The organism is Allobosea sp. Leaf344 (genome assembly GCF_001426225.1).
In the GTDB taxonomy this organism is placed as follows: domain Bacteria; phylum Pseudomonadota; class Alphaproteobacteria; order Rhizobiales; family Beijerinckiaceae; genus Allobosea.
The window spans coordinates 90,465-107,955 of record NZ_LMRT01000015.1 but is presented as its reverse complement, the minus strand read 5'-3'; the positions used below and the strand labels follow the sequence as shown (position 1 = coordinate 107,955).

General features: G+C 68.4%; 17 protein-coding genes. 5 read left to right on the top strand and 12 right to left on the bottom strand.

Annotated features, from left to right (window positions below):
* Positions 1 to 25 precede the first annotated feature (25 nt).
* From ASG72_RS17575 to ASG72_RS17550, 7 genes are all read right to left on the bottom strand, one after another.
* Positions 26 to 1,291 carry a terminase family protein gene (locus ASG72_RS17575; RefSeq protein ID WP_244488870.1) on the bottom strand — a complete coding sequence of 422 codons (1,266 nt, stop codon included), beginning with the start codon at positions 1,289 to 1,291 and terminating at the stop codon, positions 26 to 28.
* Positions 1,272 to 1,667, bottom strand: a complete 396-nt coding sequence (locus tag ASG72_RS21345) for a hypothetical protein (RefSeq protein ID WP_056715181.1) — start codon at positions 1,665 to 1,667, stop codon at positions 1,272 to 1,274. Before ASG72_RS21345 ends, ASG72_RS17575 begins: the two co-directional genes overlap by 20 nt.
* 168 nt (positions 1,668 to 1,835) lie before the next feature.
* A complete protein-coding gene (locus ASG72_RS20895; RefSeq protein WP_156396036.1) occupies positions 1,836 to 2,267 on the bottom strand; it encodes a hypothetical protein in 432 nt (143 codons plus the stop codon).
* 97 nt (positions 2,268 to 2,364) lie between these two features.
* Positions 2,365 to 2,661 (bottom strand): hypothetical protein, encoded by a 297-nt coding sequence (locus ASG72_RS17565; RefSeq protein WP_056715179.1) that lies wholly within the window; start codon positions 2,659 to 2,661, stop codon positions 2,365 to 2,367.
* Between the two features lie 132 nt (positions 2,662 to 2,793).
* A complete protein-coding gene (locus ASG72_RS17560; protein ID WP_056715176.1) occupies positions 2,794 to 3,375 on the bottom strand; it encodes a TIGR00730 family Rossman fold protein in 582 nt (193 codons plus the stop codon).
* The gene (locus ASG72_RS17555) at positions 3,372 to 4,769 is read right to left on the bottom strand and encodes a dipeptidase (RefSeq protein ID WP_056715174.1); all 1,398 of its coding nucleotides are present in this window, start codon (positions 4,767 to 4,769) and stop codon (positions 3,372 to 3,374) included. Before ASG72_RS17555 ends, ASG72_RS17560 begins: the two co-directional genes overlap by 4 nt.
* A gap of 150 nt (positions 4,770 to 4,919) precedes the next feature.
* Positions 4,920 to 6,458 carry a helicase HerA-like domain-containing protein gene (locus ASG72_RS17550; RefSeq protein ID WP_244488860.1) on the bottom strand — a complete coding sequence of 513 codons (1,539 nt, stop codon included), beginning with the start codon at positions 6,456 to 6,458 and terminating at the stop codon, positions 4,920 to 4,922.
* A gap of 146 nt (positions 6,459 to 6,604) precedes the next feature.
* Here ASG72_RS17550 and ASG72_RS17545 point away from each other — a divergent pair, with 146 nt between their 5' ends.
* The 4 genes from ASG72_RS17545 to scpA all read left to right on the top strand — a co-directional run bounded on the left by ASG72_RS17545 (position 6,605) and on the right by scpA (position 12,058).
* Positions 6,605 to 6,991: a DUF2267 domain-containing protein gene (locus tag ASG72_RS17545; RefSeq protein WP_056715171.1), complete on the top strand. Its 387-nt coding sequence runs from the start codon at positions 6,605 to 6,607 to the stop codon at positions 6,989 to 6,991.
* Positions 6,992 to 7,149: 158 nt separating this feature from the next.
* Positions 7,150 to 9,048 carry a methylmalonyl-CoA mutase family protein gene (locus tag ASG72_RS17540; protein ID WP_082540450.1) on the top strand — a complete coding sequence of 633 codons (1,899 nt, stop codon included), beginning with the start codon at positions 7,150 to 7,152 and terminating at the stop codon, positions 9,046 to 9,048.
* 20 nt (positions 9,049 to 9,068) lie between these two features.
* Complete coding sequence (gene thiD / locus ASG72_RS17535; RefSeq protein WP_056715544.1) at positions 9,069 to 9,902, top strand: bifunctional hydroxymethylpyrimidine kinase/phosphomethylpyrimidine kinase; 834 nt, start codon at positions 9,069 to 9,071, stop codon at positions 9,900 to 9,902.
* Positions 9,899 to 12,058 carry a methylmalonyl-CoA mutase gene (scpA, locus tag ASG72_RS17530; RefSeq protein WP_056715165.1) on the top strand — a complete coding sequence of 720 codons (2,160 nt, stop codon included), beginning with the start codon at positions 9,899 to 9,901 and terminating at the stop codon, positions 12,056 to 12,058. Before thiD ends, scpA begins: the two co-directional genes overlap by 4 nt.
* Positions 12,059 to 12,107: 49 nt before the next feature.
* Here the strand turns inward: scpA and ASG72_RS17525 are convergent, their stop codons facing one another.
* The 5 genes from ASG72_RS17525 to ASG72_RS17505 all read right to left on the bottom strand — a co-directional run bounded on the left by ASG72_RS17525 (position 12,108) and on the right by ASG72_RS17505 (position 16,469).
* Positions 12,108 to 12,377 carry a hypothetical protein gene (locus ASG72_RS17525; protein WP_056715164.1) on the bottom strand — a complete coding sequence of 90 codons (270 nt, stop codon included), beginning with the start codon at positions 12,375 to 12,377 and terminating at the stop codon, positions 12,108 to 12,110.
* Positions 12,378 to 12,476: 99 nt separating this feature from the next.
* Positions 12,477 to 13,265, bottom strand: coding sequence for an ABC transporter permease subunit (locus tag ASG72_RS17520; RefSeq protein WP_056715161.1), 789 nt, complete (start codon positions 13,263 to 13,265; stop codon positions 12,477 to 12,479).
* Positions 13,262 to 14,170, bottom strand: coding sequence for an ABC transporter permease subunit (locus ASG72_RS17515; protein ID WP_056715158.1), 909 nt, complete (start codon positions 14,168 to 14,170; stop codon positions 13,262 to 13,264). Before ASG72_RS17515 ends, ASG72_RS17520 begins: the two co-directional genes overlap by 4 nt.
* Complete coding sequence (locus tag ASG72_RS17510; protein WP_056715156.1) at positions 14,167 to 15,360, bottom strand: ABC transporter ATP-binding protein; 1,194 nt, start codon at positions 15,358 to 15,360, stop codon at positions 14,167 to 14,169. The genes ASG72_RS17515 and ASG72_RS17510 overlap by 4 nt, the downstream gene beginning before the upstream one ends.
* On the bottom strand, positions 15,357 to 16,469 hold the full coding sequence (locus tag ASG72_RS17505) for a polyamine ABC transporter substrate-binding protein (RefSeq protein WP_156396035.1): 1,113 nt from the start codon (positions 16,467 to 16,469) through the stop codon (positions 15,357 to 15,359). Before ASG72_RS17505 ends, ASG72_RS17510 begins: the two co-directional genes overlap by 4 nt.
* Before the next feature lie 177 nt (positions 16,470 to 16,646).
* Here ASG72_RS17505 and ASG72_RS17500 point away from each other — a divergent pair, with 177 nt between their 5' ends.
* On the top strand, positions 16,647 to 17,384 hold the full coding sequence (locus tag ASG72_RS17500; protein ID WP_056715149.1) for a DUF3750 domain-containing protein: 738 nt from the start codon (positions 16,647 to 16,649) through the stop codon (positions 17,382 to 17,384).
* The last annotated feature ends 107 nt before the right edge of the window (positions 17,385 to 17,491 follow it).

The following is a 17,491-nucleotide window of genomic DNA, read 5'->3' as shown; positions in this document are numbered from 1 at the left end:
AAAGGGCCGTCCCGCCGCGCTGGTTCTAGAGGCCGCGCACGCGTGGCCGGCCGCGTTGCGACAGCATCAGATGCGTCAGCGCCCAGACCAGCGCGTCCAGCCTGTCGGGCGAGCGTCCGGAACCGAGACCGCCGGGCCCGAAATCGCAGAGCTCGTCCTCCAGCGCCGGAAAGCAGCCGGCATGGCGGATGCGGCCCTGGGCGTAGAGCGCCGCGACCGGCTCGGCCCGCAGATATTTGCCGCGCGTCGCCCGCACCGGCGTCACCGGCACCCCCGGATCGACCTCGCGGATGACGCTGGTCGCCATCTCGCCGCCCTGGTTGATCTCGACGACGAGCGCATCCGCCTCGTGACGGCGATAGAGAGCCACCGCCTTCTCTGCCCATTCCTGCGGCCGCGCGCCGGAAAGCGTGCCATCCTCCAGCACATGGCCGATGCCTTGCGCATCGAGCCCGGCGACGACGAGGCCGCAGGCATCGGCCCGGCGCGAGGAGGAGGCCGGCGGATCGACCGCCACCACGATCCGCGCCAGCCCCGGCGCGGCCGCCTCGCGGCAGGCCTCGATCATCGCGCGGGTCCAGAGCGCATCGGCGTTTTCCTCCACCATCTCGCCCGCGATTTCCTGCCGTCCGAGCCTGGTGCCGCCATAGCTGCGCTCGATGCTGCGGATGAAGTCGGCCGCGAGATTGGCGCTGTTGGCATGGGTCGAGGCCCGGCTGACGGCGACATGCGCCTCGCCGAGCAGGCGTTTCAGCAGCGGCACGGGGCGCGGCGTGGTGGTGATGATCTGGCGCGGCCTGTCGCCGAGCCGCAGACCGAATTGCAGCATGTCCCAGCACTCCCCCGGATTGGGCCATTTCGCCAGCTCGTCGGACCAGGCGGCGGCGAATTGCGGGCCGCGCAGCCCTTCCGGATCCTCCGCCGAATAGACCTGCGCCACCGCGCCGTTGCGCCATTCCAGCTTGCGCAGCGACGGGTACCAGCTCGGCCGCTCCCAGCGATGATGGATCGCCATCAGCCCCGAAACGCCCTCGATCATGACGTCGCGCACCTGGCCCTGCGTCTCGCCGACCAGAGCGATGCGTCCGGCCGGCGCCTCGGCGAAGGGCGGCAGGCCGAGCGCCATGCCCTTCACCCATTCGGCGCCGGTGCGCGTCTTGCCGGCGCCGCGCCCGCCCATCACCAGCCAGACCGACCAATCCGCATGAGCGGGCGGCAGCTGGTCGGGACGGGCCCAGAACAGAAATTCGCTCTGGATCAGCAGCAGGAGCTCAGGGCTCGCCTGCTCCAGCAGCGCCTTCAGCAGCGGGATCCGCCGCCGTGGCGGCAAGGCTCTCCACGCGGCGTGCCAGCTCGGCGCGCAGGCTGGCGAGCCGGTCGAGGCCGGCTTCGGCGGTGAGGTCATCGCTGGCTTTCGTCGCTTGCGTGGATGTCGAGGCTTCGAGCGCCACCAATTCGCGGACCGTGCGCGCCAGGATCGCCAGCGCCTTGGCCTCGCTCTCGCCGGCGGCCGCTCCCGGCGCGAGCCGGTCGAGCCGGGCTTCATGCGCCGAGAGCTGGCGCCGCGCGGCGGCCCAGAGCTTGTTCACGACCAGCCTTCGCCCGGGCGGCATGCGGCCGCGCCTGCCGGCCGGCAGCGCCGGCGCGTCATCCTCATCATCGGACATGGGTTTGAAAACTCCCAGACCGGACATGCGAAAGCCGCCGGCGGAGAGCGCGGCGGCTGCGGTTCAGGTCAGATTTCTTGAGCGTGAGGAATGTCTAGCCGATCAGCGTGACGCTGTCAAGGATTGTTTTCCTATGTTACGCTGCTCGAGCAAGTTCGAGCCCATGGGTTAGGGGATTTTAGCAGGCGCAACCAGCTGCAGCTCCTTTTGAACCATGTCCCTGACTTGCGCCCCTAGCGTGAACGCAGACGGCCCCAAGGTCGTGATAAGCGCCGCAGTCCCGACGATCACACCGACTATAACCGCACAAACCGCCCAGATATTGGATCGTGTCGTACGGTTATCCGAGCGAACGTCATCCATTTTCTCGCCGAGACCCGCGATTTTTGCGAGCACAAGATCAAATTTGCTTTCCAGTTGAACTGACCGAGTCTCGCTGCGAGCCTCGGAAGCGGCAAGCTTAGCATCGATTTCTTCGCGCGTTGGACTGGCCATTGTTTCAGCTTCCCCACTCGCCCAGCCTTCTGAGGAGCTTCCCTTCAAGATATCTATGAGGCCCGCGACAGCTGATGCGGTTGCCGTGGCCTCCCCTTCGCGCATTAATTCGTGCGATCCTGCCGGGCGGCTGGGGCCGAATGGTCCACTAATCTCGCTTGAATACCCTAAGAGTCTTTCCAGCTCAGATGTCGACACCGGCTCAGCTACCATGAACCGCCCCCGCCATGATGGCCGCTAGAAACATGCGTATTTCGTTCTGGCTTTCGATAAGCAGTCTCTTTGAGCGCAGCAGTGCTTCGTTCGCTTGTGCGGTATCACCATTTGACCAGGCAATAATACAATTGTGGGTTTCTTCCTGAGCTTGCAAACCCTTCACCGCAGAAAAGAAGAATTTATCAATGTCCCTCTTTGTAAGACGGACGTCGATATAGTCCGTCGACTGCAGGTGCAGCCAAGGCTCGACAAGTTGCCTCGGGATATCGATCAGTTCTGGCATCGGGTGCTGCGTCGACGCTGGGGAATTCTGATCTTGCTGGCCCATTCTACGATTGAAGCAGGCCTGATTTGGATTTGCTAGTCCAGTTTGCGCAGCGTCTATCCGTTTGAACGCGACGTTCAGCTAATCCCCTCAAACCTCTTCCTTCTCCACCCATTTATAGACCGCCGCCGGCACATAGGCCTCCATCCGGTCGAGCAGCGCGGCCGGGTCGGTGTCGGTCATCGCCATGGCGCGGTGCTGGTCCTTGAGGAAGCCGGCGCCCACGGTCGCGTCGAGAAACTGCGCCAGCGGATCGTAGAAACCGGCGATGTTGAGCAGGCCGAGCGGCTTGGCGTGGATGCCGAGCTGGCCCCAGGTCCAGATCTCGAACAGCTCCTCGAAAGTGCCGATGCCGCCCGGCATGGCGACGAAACCGTCCGACAGCTCGGCCATGCGCGCCTTGCGGGTGTGCATGGTGTCGACCACTTCGAGCCGCGTCAGCCCGTGATGGCCGACCTCCTTCTGGCGCAGCGCATAGGGGATGACGCCGTGAACCTCGCCGCCGGCCTCCAGCGCCGCATTGGCGACGATGCCCATCAGCCCGACGGCGCCGCCGCCATAGACCAGGACGAGGCCGCGCCGGGCGATCTCGGCACCCATGGCGCGCGCGCCGGCGGCGTAGACGGGGTCGCTGCCCGGATTGGAGCCGCAGAAGACGCAGATCGATTTCATCGGCCGGCCTTCATCGCGCCCAGCGCCTCGAGGATCCGGGCCCAGGAGCGCTGACCCTTGTGGAAGGAGGAGAGGTCGTATTTCTCGTTGGGCGAATGAACGCGGTCATCGTCGAGGCCGAAGCCGACCAGCAGCGTGTCGATGCCGAGCAGCCGCTTGAAATCGCCGACCACGGGGATAGACCCGCCCGAGCCGATGGTCACGGCCTTGCGGCCCCATTCCTCGGTCAGGGCAGCGCGCGCCGCGGCGAGCGCCGGGGACTCCGCGGGCACGGCGATGGCCGGCGACGCGCCATGCGCGGTGAAGCTCGCCGTCACGTCGCCGGGCAGGCGCTCGCGTACGAAGGCCTGGAAGGCCTCGCCGATCTTCTGGGGATCCTGCTTGCCGACGAGCCGGAAGGAGATCTTGGCCGAGGCCTGCGAGGCGATGACGGTCTTGGTGCCCTCGCCGGTATAGCCGCCCCAGATGCCGTTGACGTCGCAGGTCGGGCGCGACTGGATCTGCTCGATCAGCATGCGCCCCTTCTCGCCGATCGAGTGCTTCAGGCCGATCTGGCCCAAAAACTCGTCCTCGGTGAGGTTGAGGTCGGCCCAATCGGCCTTCTGCTGGTTGGTCGGCTCCTCGACGCCGTCATAGAAGCCGGGGATGGTGATGCGGCCGGTCTCGTCATGCAGCTGCGCGACGATCTTCGCCAGCACATGGATCGGATTCGCCGCGGCGCCGCCGAACAGGCCGGAATGCAGATCGCGATCGGCGCAGGTGACGGTGACCTCCTGATAGACCATGCCGCGCAGCGAGGCGGTGATGGCCGGGGTCTCGCGGTCCCACATGCCGGTGTCGCAGACCAGAGCGACATCGGCCTTCAGCGCCGCCGCATTCTCGCGCACGAAGGCCGGCAGGTTGACCGAGCCCGATTCCTCCTCGCCCTCCACCATCACGGTCACGCCCACCGGCAGGTCGCCGGTTTCGGCGAGGGTGGCGCGCAGCGCCTCGATGAAGGTCATGACCTGGCCCTTATCGTCGCAGGCGCCGCGGGCGACGATGACGCGGCGGCCGGGGGCGATCTCCTTGACCACCGGCTTGAAGGGTTCGGAGTCCCAGAGATTCAGCGGATCGACGGGCTGCACGTCGTAATGGCCGTAGAACAGCACATGCGGCGCTCCCGGCTTCGGCCGGTGGGCCAGCACGATCGGATGGCCCGGCGTCTCGGCCAGAGCCGCCTCGAAACCCAGCGATTCCAGATCCTTCGCCAGCCATTCCGCCGCCCGGCGGCTATCCCCGGCATAGGCCGAATCGGTCGAGATCGAGGGGATTTCGAGCCAGGAGGACAGGCGCGCCAGCGAGGCTTCGAGATCGGCGTCGAGGCGAGAGAGGATGGCAGGCAGCTTTGTCATGGAATGCTCGTTTCCGCAGGAGGGCCGGCGGCGAACGAAAGCCGCGGCCCGGTATCGGACCCTCCGCCATCGCCCGGCGGCAGGTCAAGGCATGGCCGATGTGCGACCGCGGCATTCGCGGCCAGGCGGCACGCCGGCGCGAGGACCGGCTCAGCGTTTGCCGGTCATCGAGCCCAGCACGCCGCGCAGGATCGCATTGCCGATCTGGCGCCCGACTGAGGAGGCCACCGAGCGCGCGGCGGAGGTGATGATCTTCTCCGTCATCGTCTGCGGCACGCGCCCGCCGCGGCTGCCCGGCCCGGTCGCCGGCTTGCCGCCGCCGGCCGCGCCGCCGAGCCAGCCGCCGATCGTATCCATGATGCCGCCACCGCCGGCGCCGGCCTCGACCGGCGAGCCGTCCGGCCTCAGCCCCTTGCGCTCCATCAGCATCTCATAGGCGGAGTCGCGGTCGATCATCGTCTCGTATTTGCCCTTGAGCGGCGAGGCGTCGATCGCCTGCTGGCGCTGCTGGGGGGTGATCGGCCCGACCTGCGCCATGGCGGGCGCGATCAGCGTGCGCTCGACGATGGTCGGCGTGCCCTTGCCTTCGAGCGTCGAGGTCAGCGCCTCGCCGACGGCGAGCTGCGTGATCGCCTCCTCGGTCTTGAATTTGGGGTTCTGGCGGAAGGTTTCGGCCGCCGCGCGCACCGCCTTCTGGTCCCGCGGGGTGAAGGCGCGCAGTGCGTGCTGGACGCGGTTGCCGAGCTGCGCCAGCACGGTGTCGGGAATGTCGAGCGGGTTCTGCGTCACGAAATAGACGCCGACGCCCTTGGAGCGGATCAGGCGCACCACCTGTTCCACCGCCGTCAGCAGCACTTTGGGGGCGCCGTTGAACAGCAGATGCGCCTCGTCGAAGAAGAAGACCAGCTTCGGCTTGTCGAGATCCCCGACCTCCGGCAATTGCTCGAACAGCTCCGACAGCAGCCAGAGCAGGAAGGTGGCGTAGAGCCGCGGATTGGCCATCAGCTTGTCGGCGGCCATGATGTTGACGACGCCGCGGCCGTCGCGATCGGTGCGCATCAGGTCGCCGATCTCGAGCGCCGGCTCGCCGAAGAACATCTGCCCCTTCTGGTTCTCGAGCACCAGCAATTGCCGCTGGATCGCCCCGACCGACTGCGCCGAGACATTGCCGTATTGCGTCGTCAGCGAAGCCGCGTTCTCCGCGATATGCGCGAGAACGGCGCGCAGATCCTTGAGATCGAGCAGCAGCATCTTGTTCTCGTCGGCGATGCGGAAGGCGATGTTGAGCACGCCCTCCTGCGTGTCGTTGAGATCGAGCAGGCGAGAGAGCAGCAGCGGCCCCATTTCGGAGATGGTGGCGCGCACCGGGTGGCCCTGCTCGCCGAACACGTCCCAGAACACGGTAGTGAACTGGTCGGGCTCATAGGGCACCCCGATCTCCTGGGCGCGCTTGACGAAGGGCGGCTTGGAATCGCCCGGCGCCGCGATGCCCGACAGATCGCCCTTGATATCGGCGGCGAAGACCGGCACGCCATGGCGGGCGAAGCCCTCCGCCAGCACCTGCAGGGTCACGGTCTTGCCGGTGCCGGTCGCGCCGGTGACGAGGCCGTGGCGGTTGGCGAGCTTCAGCAGGAGCGATTCAGGCTTCCAGCTCTTGCCGATCAGGATCGTGCCGTCTTCCGCCATCATGTCCGCCTGTCCATTGCCGAGAATGCGAGGACAGGATGTAGCGAAAGGCGCCAGTTTGCGGAAGTCCGGCGCAGACTTGATTTGGATCGTCAATATGTGAACTATCCGCCGCGACCGCGCGAGAGCGCCAATGGGAGTGACAATCGATGGAAGAACTCGTCTCGCGCATCATGGCCGCATCCGGCCTCGACGATGCCACCGCCCGCAAGGCGATCGGCATCATCCTCGCCTTCCTGCAGAAGGAGGGTCCCCCGGCCGAGATCGGCCAGCTGATGGCCGCCCTGCCCGGCGCCCAGGAGCTCGCGGACAATGCCGATGGCGGCAAGGGCGGGCTGATGGGCATGGTCGGCGGCATGATGGGCGGCGGCGGCGGCGTGATGGCGCTCGGCGGCCAGCTGATGGCGGCGGGGCTGTCGATGGGGCAGATCCAGTCCGTCTCCAAGGAGATGTTCGCGGTCGGCCGGGAGAAGGCCGGCGAGGACACGATGGGCGCGATCGTCGGCGCCATCCCCGGGCTCGGCCAGTTCGTCTGAGATCGACGCCCGTATCGGCTCTTCGATGCCGCCGCGAGGCGGCATTGTCGTTTTGCGTAATCGCGTTGCGACGAAGTAGGCATGGCGCCCGATGGCTGCCCATGGCAATCAACCGCCCGCGACTGCACAATGCGGGATCACCGGGAGCATCTTCGCGCATGACAACGGTCTCAGCCCCAGAGGTCTCGGCCTCGGACCTGCCCTTCATGGCGGCTTTCCCCACCCCCGAGCTCGGGCAGTGGCGGGCCGCGGTCGATAAGGTGCTGAAGGGCGGCGATTTCGAGAAGCGGCTGGTCTCGCGCAGCGCCGACGGCCTGCGCATCGAGCCGCTCTATCCGGCGGCGGCCCCGTTGGCGCGGCAGCTGCGCGGGGAGACGGGCCGCTGGCGCGTCACCGCCCGGCTCGACCATCCCGATCCCGCCCATGCCCGCGACCTCGCTCTGGCCGATCTCGAAGGCGGGGCGGATGCGCTGGCCCTGAGCTTCGCCGGGGCGCCGGCCGCCCGCGGCTACGGGCTGCAGGCGGATGACGTCGCGGCGCTGGACCGGGCGCTGGATGGGGTGATGCTCGAGCTGATCCGGCTGCGGATCGACCCGCTGCCGCAGGGACCGGAGAAGGCGCTCCTCCTGGCGCAGCTGGTCGCCGAGAGGCGGCTGGCGCCGGCCCGGACGCAGATCGATTTCGGGCTGGATCCGATCGGCAGCTTCGCCGCCTCGGGGGCTGCGCCGCATTCGTGGAACGCCTGCGGACGGCAGCTGGCGGAGACGATCCGGCAGTTGCAGCGGCAGGGTTTCCGGGGCCCCTTCGTCACGGTCGATCTGCGCCCATGCCACGAGGCCGGCGCGAGCGAGGCGCAGGAGCTCGGCATCGCCATGGCGACCGCCATCGCCTATCTCAGGCTGCTGGAGGCGGAGGGGTTTTCGCTCGCCGAGGCCCGCGACGCGCTCTCTTTCCTAATGGTCGCCGATACCGACGAGTTCCTGACCATCGCCAAGTTCCGGGCGGCACGGCTGCTCTGGGCCCGGATCCAGGAGGCCTGCGGCCTCGCCCCGAGCAGCATGGTGCTGCATGCGGAGACGGCCTGGCGCTCGCTGACCCGGCGCGACCCCTGGGTCAACATGCTGCGCGCGACGGTGGCGACCTTCTCGGCCGGCATCGGCGGGGCCGATAGCCTCACCGTGCTGCCCTTCACGGCGGCGCTGGGCCTGCCTGACGCCTTCGCCCGGCGGGTCGCGCGCAATACGCAGCTGGTGCTGCTCGAAGAATCGCATCTCGCCAAGGTCGCCGACCCCGCGGCCGGATCGGGCGGGTTCGAGGCGCTGACGGAAGCGCTCTGCGAACAGGGCTGGGCCGCGATGCAGGCGCTGGAGCGGCAGGCGCAGTCCGGGCTGCCCGGCGTCGTCGCGGCCCTGGCGAGCGGGGCCTTGCAGGCGCAGCTGGAAGAGGCCTGGCAGAGGCGCGCGCAGGCCATCGCCACGCGGCGCGAGCCGATCACCGGCACCAGCGAATATCCGAACCTGCAGGAGGGCGCGGTCACGCTGCTTGATGCGGCGCCGGCCGGAAACGCGCCGGCCACGGACAATCCGCTCGCCCTGCCCTCGCGCCGCCTGGCCGAGCCGTTCGAGGCCTTGCGCGCCAAGGCGGAGGCCTGCCCCGGCGGGCGCCCCGGCGTCTTCCTGGCGACGCTCGGGCCCGTCGCCGACTTCACGGCCCGGGCCGGTTTCGCGCGCAATCTGTTCGAGGCGGGCGGGATCGCAGCCCCCGTGGGCGACGGTTTCGCGGCGGGCGACGGCACCGACAGCGCCGCGCTGGTTTCGGCCTTCACCGCATCCGGCGCGCGGCTGGCCTGCCTGTGCGGAACCGACGCGGCCTATGCCGCGGAAGGCGCTGAAGTGGCGCGCGCGCTGCGGCAGGCCGGCGCCGACATCTGGCTTGCGGGCCGCCCCGGCGAAAGCGAGGCCGGGCTGAGGGAGGCGGGCGTCAGCGAATTCATCTATGCTGGCTGCGACGCGGTGGCGGTGCTCGAGCGGGCACTGTCGATCGCCCAGCCGACTTGATCTCGACCGGAAAGAGCAGCGTGAGCGCCTCCCCTCCCATCGCCTTGACCATCGCTGGCTCGGATTCCAGCGGCGGCGCCGGCATCCAGGCCGATCTGAAGACCTTCGCCGCGCATCAGGTCTACGGCGCCAGCGTCATCGTGGCGCTCACCGCGCAGAACACGCGGGGCGTCAGCGCCATCCATGCGGTGCCCGCCTCCTTCGTGACGGCGCAGATGGATGCGGTGTTCGGCGATCTCGACGTGGCGGCGGTGAAGATCGGCATGCTGGCCACCGCCGAGCTGATCGAGGCGGTCGCCGACGGGCTGGAGCGGCATCGGGCCGCCAATATCGTGCTCGATCCGGTGATGGTCGCGGCCTCGGGCGCCAAGCTCCTGGAGGACGACGCGGTCGACGCGATCCGCCGCAGGCTGTTCCCGCTGGCGATGCTGGTCACACCGAACCTGCCGGAGGCGGCGGCGCTGCTGGAAACCAGCCTAGCCGAGACCGAGGCGGCCATGGCCGCACAGGCGGAGGGGCTGGCGGCGCTCGGCGCGGCCAATGTGCTGGTCAAGGGCGGGCATGGAGCCGGCGAGACCAGCAGCGACCTTCTGCTGCTCGCAGGCGGGCAGCGCCAGCGCTTCACCGCGCCCCGCCACGACACGCTCAACACCCATGGCACGGGCTGCACCCTGTCATCGGCGATCACGGCCGGGCTCGCCCGCGGCCTCGCCCTGCCGGAGGCGGTCGGCCATGCCAAGACCTACATCACCGCCGCGATCGCCGCCGCCGATTCGGTGAAGGTTGGCCACGGGCACGGGCCGGTGCATCATTTCCATCATTGGTGGGACAGGCCGGAGGGGGTTTCCAGATGACGACCATCCCGGATTTCGCGACGCTCTCCTACAGCCCGCCGGCCTCCGGCAGCGCGCCGATCCCGGCCGAGCCGTGGCAGACGCCGGAAGGCATTCCGGTCAAGCCGCTCTACACGGCCGAAGATCGCGAGGGGCTGCCCTTCGTCGCGACGCTTCCCGGCATCGCGCCCTATCTGCGCGGCCCCTACCCGACCATGTATGTCAACCAGCCCTGGACCATCCGGCAATATGCCGGCTTCTCCACGGCGGAGGATTCAAACGCCTTCTACCGGCGCAATCTGGCGGCGGGGCAGAAGGGCCTGTCGGTAGCCTTCGATCTCGCGACGCATCGCGGCTATGACAGCGACCATCCGCGCGTCGGCGGCGATGTCGGCATGGCGGGTGTCGCGATCGATTCGATCTACGACATGCGCACGCTGTTCTCCGGCATCCCGCTCGACCAGATGAGCGTCTCGATGACCATGAACGGCGCGGTGCTGCCGGTCCTGGCGCTGTTCATCGTGGCGGCGGAGGAGCAGGGCGTGCCGGCGGCGAAGCTGTCGGGGACCATCCAGAACGACATCCTCAAGGAGTTCATGGTCCGCAACACCTATATCTACCCGCCCGCCCCTTCGATGCGGATCATCGGCGACATCTTCTCCTACACCTCGGCCAATATGCCGAAATTCAACTCGATCTCGATTTCCGGCTACCACATGCAGGAAGCGGGAGCGACGCAGGATCTGGAGCTCGGCTACACGCTCGCGGACGGGGTGGAATATATCCGCGCCGGCCAGCGGGCGGGGCTGGGCGTCGACGCCTTCGCGCCGCGCCTCTCCTTCTTCTGGGCCATCGGCATGAATTTCTTCATGGAGGTGGCGAAGCTCAGGGCGGCGCGGCTGATCTGGGCGAGGCTCGTCAAGGATTTCGGCGCGCAGAACGAGAAATCCCTGCCGCTGCGCACCCATTGCCAGACCTCCGGCTGGTCGTTGACGGCGCAGGACGTGTTCAACAACGTGCCGCGCACGATGATCGAGGCGATGGCGGCGACGCAGGGCCATACCCAGTCGCTGCATACCAACGCGCTCGACGAGGCGCTGGCGCTGCCCACCGATTTCTCGGCTCGCATCGCCCGCAACACGCAGATCCTGCTGCAGCAAGAGAGCGGCACCAGCCGCATCATCGATCCCTGGGGCGGCTCCTATTACGTCGAGCGGCTGACGGCGGAGCTCGCCGCCAAGGCCTGGGCGCATATCCAGGAGGTCGAGGCGCTGGGCGGCATGGCCAAAGCGATCGAGGCCGGCATCCCGAAGCTGCGCATCGAGGAAGCGGCGGCCAAGACGCAGGCGCGGATCGATGGCGGCCAGCAGGCGATCATCGGCGTCAATCTCTACAAGCCGGAGAACGAGGCCAGCATCGACGTGCTCAAGGTCGACAACGCCTCGGTCCGGGCGCAGCAGCTCGACAAGCTGCGCCGGCTGCGCGCCGAACGCAGCGAGGCCGATGTTCAGGCGGCGCTGACCGCGCTGACGCAGGGCGCGGCGGGAGACGCCAATCTGCTCGACCTGGCGGTCAAGGCCGCCCGCGCCAAGGCGACGGTCGGCGAGATTTCCATGGCGATGGAGCAGGTCTTCGGCCGCCATCGCGCCGAGATCAAATCGATCTCCGGCGTCTACAAGCGGGAGGTCGGCACCATGAACCCTGCCGTCACGCGCGTGCAGATGATGACCGAGGCGTTCGAGGAGGCGGATGGGCGCCGCCCGCGCATCCTCGTCGCGAAAATGGGCCAGGACGGCCATGATCGCGGCCAGAAGGTCATCGCCTCGGCCTTCGCCGATCTCGGCTTCGACGTCGATATCGGGCCGCTCTTCGCGACACCGGGCGAGGCGGCGCGGCAGGCGGTGGAGAACGACGTCCATATCGTCGGGGTCTCGTCGCTCGCGGCGGGGCATCTGACACTGGTGCCGGAGCTCAGGCAGGCTCTGGCGGAAGCGGGCCGGCCGGAGATCATGATCGTCGTGGGCGGCGTGATCCCGCCCCAGGATTTCGACACGCTGATCCAGGCCGGCGCCAGCGCCATCTTCCCGCCGGGAACGGTGATCGCCGACGCCGCCGAGAAGCTGCTGATCGAGCTGAACCAGCGGCTGGGCTATGCCCAGCGCAGCGCCGCGGAATAGCGGAGGCGGGTGCGCGCCGGCGCGGCCCCGCCTCCCCCCGGCGCCGCCGTCAGCGCCAGCCGCCATAGCCGTAGCCATAGCGCGGCGGCGGCGGCGCACGGAAGCCGTAGCCGTCATGATGGCGGCGCCAGTGACGATGGCCCCAATAGCCGTGATGGACGGGCGGAGCCGGGCGGAAGACGTGGCCGCGCTCGAAGCCGGGGCCCGGACGGCCGTCCCAGGCCGCGGCCGGGGCTGCGCTCATGAGGCTCGATCCCGCCAGCGCTGCCGCGCCGATGACGAGGGTGGTCAGGCTGGTGGTGAGGCTGATGCGGGACATGGGTTAGGTCCTGTTGGCGGGCGGAGGTCATCCCCGCCCTGATCAGGACCGTCGCATGATGCGGCTGAATGGCGGTTGAGGCGGGTATTCAGCCGGCGTTTATCCCGCGGCCAGGCGCTGCCGCTTCAGCAGCAGCGAGGAGGCGATCACCGCCACGGCGACGGCCGCGATCATGATCGTGCAGGCGGCGTTGATCTCCGGCGAGACACCGAGGCGGACCGCCGAATAGAGCCGCATCGGCAGGGTGGTCGCGCCAGGGCCGCTGGTGAAGCTGGCGATGACGAGATCGTCCAGCGAGAGGGTGAAGGCGAGCATCCAGGCGGCCGCCACCGAGGGCCAGATCAGCGGCAGCGTCACGGTGGCGAAGGTCACCAGCGGGGTCGCGCCGAGATCCTGCGCCGCCTCCTCCAGCGACCGCTCGAAGCCGACCAGCCTGGCCTGAACCACGATGCAGGCGAAGCCGAGACCGAGCGTGGCATGGGCGATGGTGACGGTCCAGAAGCCGCGCTCGACATCGGCGGCCACGAACAGCAAGAGCAGCGACAGGCCGGTGATGACCTCCGGCATGACCAGCGGCGCCACCACCATGGCGGAGAAAAGCGTCCGCCCGCGGAACCGGCCATATCGCGCCAGTGCCAGCGCCGCCAGCGTGCCGAGGCAGGTGGCGAGCGTCGCCGAGACCAGCGCCAGGCGGATGCTGAGCCAGGCGGCATCGAGCAAGGGCTGGTTGTCGAGCAGGGCGTGATACCAGCGGGTGGAGAAGCCGCCCCAGACGGTGACCAGCCGCGAGGCGTTGAAGGAATAGGCGATCAGCGCCACGATCGGCAGATAGAGAAAGGCGAAACCGGCGATCAGCGCCAGCAGCAGGCCCGGGCCGAGCCGCCTCATGGCCCGTCTCCGGCGCGGCCGGCGCGCGCCATCTGCCACCGCTGCAGCAGAGCCAGCGGCAGGACCAGCACGAGCAGCAGGACGATCGCCACCGCCGAGGCGAGGGGCCAGTCGCGATTGGAGAAGAACTCCGTCCACAGCACCTTGCCGATCATCCCGGTTTCCGGCCCGCCCAGCAGATCGGGAATGACGAATTCGCCGATGGCGGGAATGAAGACCAGCGCCGCGCCGGCCAGGATGCCGGGCAGCGACAGGGGCAGCGTCACGGTCCGGAAGGCCGCGGCGGGGGTGGCGCCGAGATCGGCGGCCGCTTCCAGCAAAGACGGGTCGAGCTTCTGCAGCGTCGCGTAGAGCGGCAGCACCATGAAGGGCAGATAGGAATAGACCATGCCGATCAGCACGGCCGCCTCGGTGTTGAGCAGGCGCAGCGGCTCGCTCGTCAGGCCGAGCCCCATCAAGGCGGCGTCGAGCAGGCCGTCCGGTCGCAAGATCCCCGCCCAGGCGTAGACCCGGATCAGGAAGGAGGTCCAGAAGGGCAGGATGACGAGCAGCACCAGCAGGCCCTGCCAGCGTCGCGGCGCGGCGGCCATCGCATAGGCCAGGGGATAGCCGATCATGAGCGCGCTTAGCGTCGTCAGCGCGGCGATCCGCAGCGAGGTGAGGTAGCTCTGCCAGTACAGCGCATCGGCGAACAGCAGCTGCAGATTCTCGAGATCCAGCGCCGCCAGAAACGCCCCGAGCTGGCCCGGCCCCTCGAAATGCGGCGCGTAAGGCGGCAAGGCGGTGGCCGCGTCCGAAAGCGCCATGCGCAGCACGATGGCGAAGGGGAGCAGGAAGAACAGCCCCAGCCAGAGATAGGGAATGGCGACGAGGACGCGCCTCGCCGCGCCGGCGGAACGGCTCATGGCGGCAGGACCAGCCCGGCCTCGACGTCCCAGGACAGCCAGACCTCATCCTCCCAGGCGAAGGGCCTGGCGATCCGGCGGGTGCTGTTGGTCAGCGAGACCTTCAACAGCCGGCCCGCATCGCCGCCGATCATCACCTGGACCATGGTCATGTCGCCGAGATAGCCGATATCCCAGATCTCGCCGCGGACCTTGTTGACCGGCTGGGGCGGCTCCTCATGGCTCAGCATGATCTTTTCGGGCCGCAGGCCGATGGCGACGCTCTCGCCCGCGGCGAGCCGCACGGCCTCCTCGTCGAAGGCGATCGCGCCGATCAGCGGCGCGTCGGCGCTGACCAGCTCGCCCTCGACGGCCCGGATCCGGGCCTCGAACACATTGATGTCGCCGACGAATTCGGCGACGTAGCGGTTGGCCGGCGCCTCGTAGATCAGGTCCGGCGGCGCGATCTGGAGCAGGCGGCCGCGTTCCATCACCGCCATCCGGTCGGCCATGGTCATGGCCTCGTCCTGATCATGCGTCACCACCATGAAGGTCGTGCCGAGTTCGCTCTGCAGATCCATCAGCTCGAATTGCGTCGCCTCGCGCAGCTTGCGGTCCAGCGCCGCCATCGGCTCGTCCAGCAGGAGCAGCTTCGGCCGCTTGGCGAGGGAGCGGGCGAGCGCGACACGCTGCCGCTGCCCGCCGGAGAGCTGGTCGGGCTTGCGGCGGCCCAAGCCCTCGAGCTTGACCAGCGCCAGCATCTCCTCGACCCGGCGGGCGATCTCCGGCCTCGGCAGCCCCTCGCGCTTCAGCCCATAGGCGATGTTGTCGGCGACGCTGAGATGCGGGAACAGCGCATAGGACTGGAACATCATGTTGACCGGGCGCAGATGCGCCGGCACCGCCGTGATGTCGACGCCGTCGAGCAGGATCTCGCCTGCATCGGGCGTCTCGAACCCGGCCAGCATCCGCATCAGCGTGGTCTTGCCGCAGCCGGAGGCGCCGAGCAGCGCGAAGAACTCGCGCGGATAGAGCGCGAGGGAGACATGGTCGACCGCCGTCACAGCGCCGAAGCGCTTGACCACCTGCCGGAACTCGACGATCGGCCGGGCCTGCGGCTCGTTCCAGGGCTGGAAGGCGCGGCGCACGCTGCCCGGCGACACCCGGCGCGGCGCGTCCGGGGCCGGCCGCGCCCTGTTCGGCTCGCTCATTTGCCGGATTTGACGCGGGTCCAGAGCCGGTTGACCAGCCTCTGTGCCTTCTGGTCATAGGGGGTGATGGTGTAGAGCCGGCCCATCACCGCATCCGAGGGGTAGATCCCCGGATTGTCGCGCACGCTCTGGGACAGCAGCTCCTTCGAGGCGAGATTGCCGTTGGCGTATTGGATGAAGTCGGAATTCTTCGCCGCCATCGCCGGGCGATTGACGAAGTCGATGAAGGCCAACGCCGCTTCGGGATTGCCCGCATCCTTCGGGATGACGAAGGAGTCGAACCACATCAGCGCCCCCTCCTTCGGGATGGCATAGGCGATCTCGACCTTGTTCTTGGCCTCCTCCGCCCGCTTCTTCGCTTGCAGCACATCGCCGGAATAGCCGACAGCGAGGCAGATATCGCCATTGGCGAGCGCGTTGATATATTCCGAGGAATGGAATTTCTGGATGTGCGGGCGCATCTTGCGCAGCAGTTCGGCCGCTTTGTTGAGATCGGCCTCGGCCTTGGAATCCGGGTTCAGGCCGAGATGGCGCAAGGCGGCGGGGAACATCTCCTCGACCGCGTCCAGCACGTGCACGCCGCAATTGGAGAGCTTCTTCAACTGCTCGGGATCGAACAGGATCTTCCAGCTGTCGATCACCGCGTCGGGGCCGAGCCGCTCCTTGATCTTGGCGACGTTGTAGCCGATGCCGGTCGTGCCCCACATGTAGTTGACGGCATGCCGGTTGCCGGGATCGTATTTGGCGAGGCGGCCCTGGATCTCCGGCCAGACATGTTTGAGGTTCGGGATCTTGTCGCGGTCGATCGGGGCGTAGAGACCGAGCGGGATGTGGCGCGGCAGGAAGGAGGCGGTGACCACGATCAGGTCATAGCCCGTGCGGCCCGCCAGGAGCTTGGTCTCGACGGTCTCCATCTGGTCGAAAGTGTCGTAGACCACCGTGATGCCGGTTTCCTTCTTGAAGGCGTCCAGCACCTCCGGATCGACGTAATCCGACCAGTTGTAGATGCGCAGTTCCTTGCCCTGGGCAGCGGCGGCACCGCCTGCCAGCAGCGCGAGCCCCATCGCCACGCCGGAACACACGCTCCTCACCCATGCGCCTGCCATCATCTCGTCTCGACTCCCGTCTCGCCCTGAAGGGGGTGGCCGCGACCGCCCTGCCGCCGCGGCTCGGAGCGAAACTAACAGTTTGCGCCTGCGCCTCAACACGATTGTGACCGGGCGCGGCCGGCCGTCGCAGCCCCGCGGCCCTTGCGGGCGCCGGCCCGGCGTCCATATCGTCGCGTGATGCTGATCCTGCGCTCATTCCTGCTCGTCTTCGCGCTGCTCTTCCTCCTGCCTCTGGCGACGCATGCGGCCTGGTGGCTGTATCGGCCGCTCGCCGAGGATTGGCGGCGGGCCGATTGGTCGAGCGCGAAACTCCTGCCCGCCGCCGCGACCGAGCCCGAGGCGACGGTGCATGTCTTCGCGGCGCGGGTCGGCCGCTGGCGCGGTGTCTTCGCACATCATTCCTGGGTGGTGGTGAAGGAACGCAACGCCAGCGCCTATACCCGCTTCGACGTGGTCGGCTGGGGCACCCCCGTCCGCGTCAACCATCGCGAGGCCGATGGGCGCTGGTTCGGCAATGATCCCGAGCTGGTGACGGAGCTGCGGGGCGAGGTCGCCGAGCGGCTGATCCCGCAAGTCAGGGCGGCGGTGCAGAGCTATCCCCATGCAAAGCCGGGAACCTATCTCGCCTGGCCCGGGCCCAACTCCAACAGCTTCGTCCAGCATGTGCTGGCGCAGGTGCCCGACCTCGCCCAGGCGCTGCCGCCGACCGCGATCGGCAAGGATTGGCGAGAGGACGGGCTCTATGCGGGGCTGACGCCGAGCCGCACCGGGATCCAGGCCACGGCCTTCGGTGTCGCCGGCATCACGCTCGGCTGGGTCGAGGGTGTCGAGATCAACCTGCTGGGGCTCGTGGCCGGGCTCGATCTGCGCCAGCCGGCGCTGAAGCTGCCGGGCTGGGGGCGGATCGGGGTCTAGCGGCCGGCTGCGCGACACATCGCCCGCCGCCGCGCCATGCGCCGGCGGGAGATGTGGCGGAGGATGGCCGGCTGGATCGCGCCGCCCGAGCGCCCTCCGCCGCGCGG

Excerpts from the sequence above, each read along its gene's own strand:
- scpA (WP_056715165.1), top strand. The coding sequence starts at position 9,899 with ATGACGACCATCCCGGATTTCGCGACGCTCTCCTACAGCCCGCCGGCC.
- ASG72_RS17540 (WP_082540450.1), top strand. The coding sequence starts at position 7,150 with ATGACAACGGTCTCAGCCCCAGAGGTCTCGGCCTCGGACCTGCCCTTC.
- ASG72_RS17505 (WP_156396035.1), bottom strand. The coding sequence starts at position 16,469 with ATGATGGCAGGCGCATGGGTGAGGAGCGTGTGTTCCGGCGTGGCGATG.
- ASG72_RS20895 (WP_156396036.1), bottom strand. The coding sequence starts at position 2,267 with ATGCGCGAAGGGGAGGCCACGGCAACCGCATCAGCTGTCGCGGGCCTC.
- ASG72_RS17550 (WP_244488860.1), bottom strand. The coding sequence starts at position 6,458 with ATGATGGCGGAAGACGGCACGATCCTGATCGGCAAGAGCTGGAAGCCT.
- ASG72_RS17545 (WP_056715171.1), top strand. The coding sequence starts at position 6,605 with ATGGAAGAACTCGTCTCGCGCATCATGGCCGCATCCGGCCTCGACGAT.
- ASG72_RS17525 (WP_056715164.1), bottom strand. The coding sequence starts at position 12,377 with ATGTCCCGCATCAGCCTCACCACCAGCCTGACCACCCTCGTCATCGGC.
- ASG72_RS17555 (WP_056715174.1), bottom strand. The coding sequence starts at position 4,769 with ATGACAAAGCTGCCTGCCATCCTCTCTCGCCTCGACGCCGATCTCGAA.
- ASG72_RS17500 (WP_056715149.1), top strand. The coding sequence starts at position 16,647 with ATGCTGATCCTGCGCTCATTCCTGCTCGTCTTCGCGCTGCTCTTCCTC.
- ASG72_RS17510 (WP_056715156.1), bottom strand. The coding sequence starts at position 15,360 with ATGAGCGAGCCGAACAGGGCGCGGCCGGCCCCGGACGCGCCGCGCCGG.
- ASG72_RS21345 (WP_056715181.1), bottom strand. The coding sequence starts at position 1,667 with ATGTCCGATGATGAGGATGACGCGCCGGCGCTGCCGGCCGGCAGGCGC.
- ASG72_RS17560 (WP_056715176.1), bottom strand. The coding sequence starts at position 3,375 with ATGAAATCGATCTGCGTCTTCTGCGGCTCCAATCCGGGCAGCGACCCC.
- ASG72_RS17515 (WP_056715158.1), bottom strand. The coding sequence starts at position 14,170 with ATGAGCCGTTCCGCCGGCGCGGCGAGGCGCGTCCTCGTCGCCATTCCC.
- ASG72_RS17565 (WP_056715179.1), bottom strand. The coding sequence starts at position 2,661 with ATGCCAGAACTGATCGATATCCCGAGGCAACTTGTCGAGCCTTGGCTG.
- ASG72_RS17520 (WP_056715161.1), bottom strand. The coding sequence starts at position 13,265 with ATGAGGCGGCTCGGCCCGGGCCTGCTGCTGGCGCTGATCGCCGGTTTC.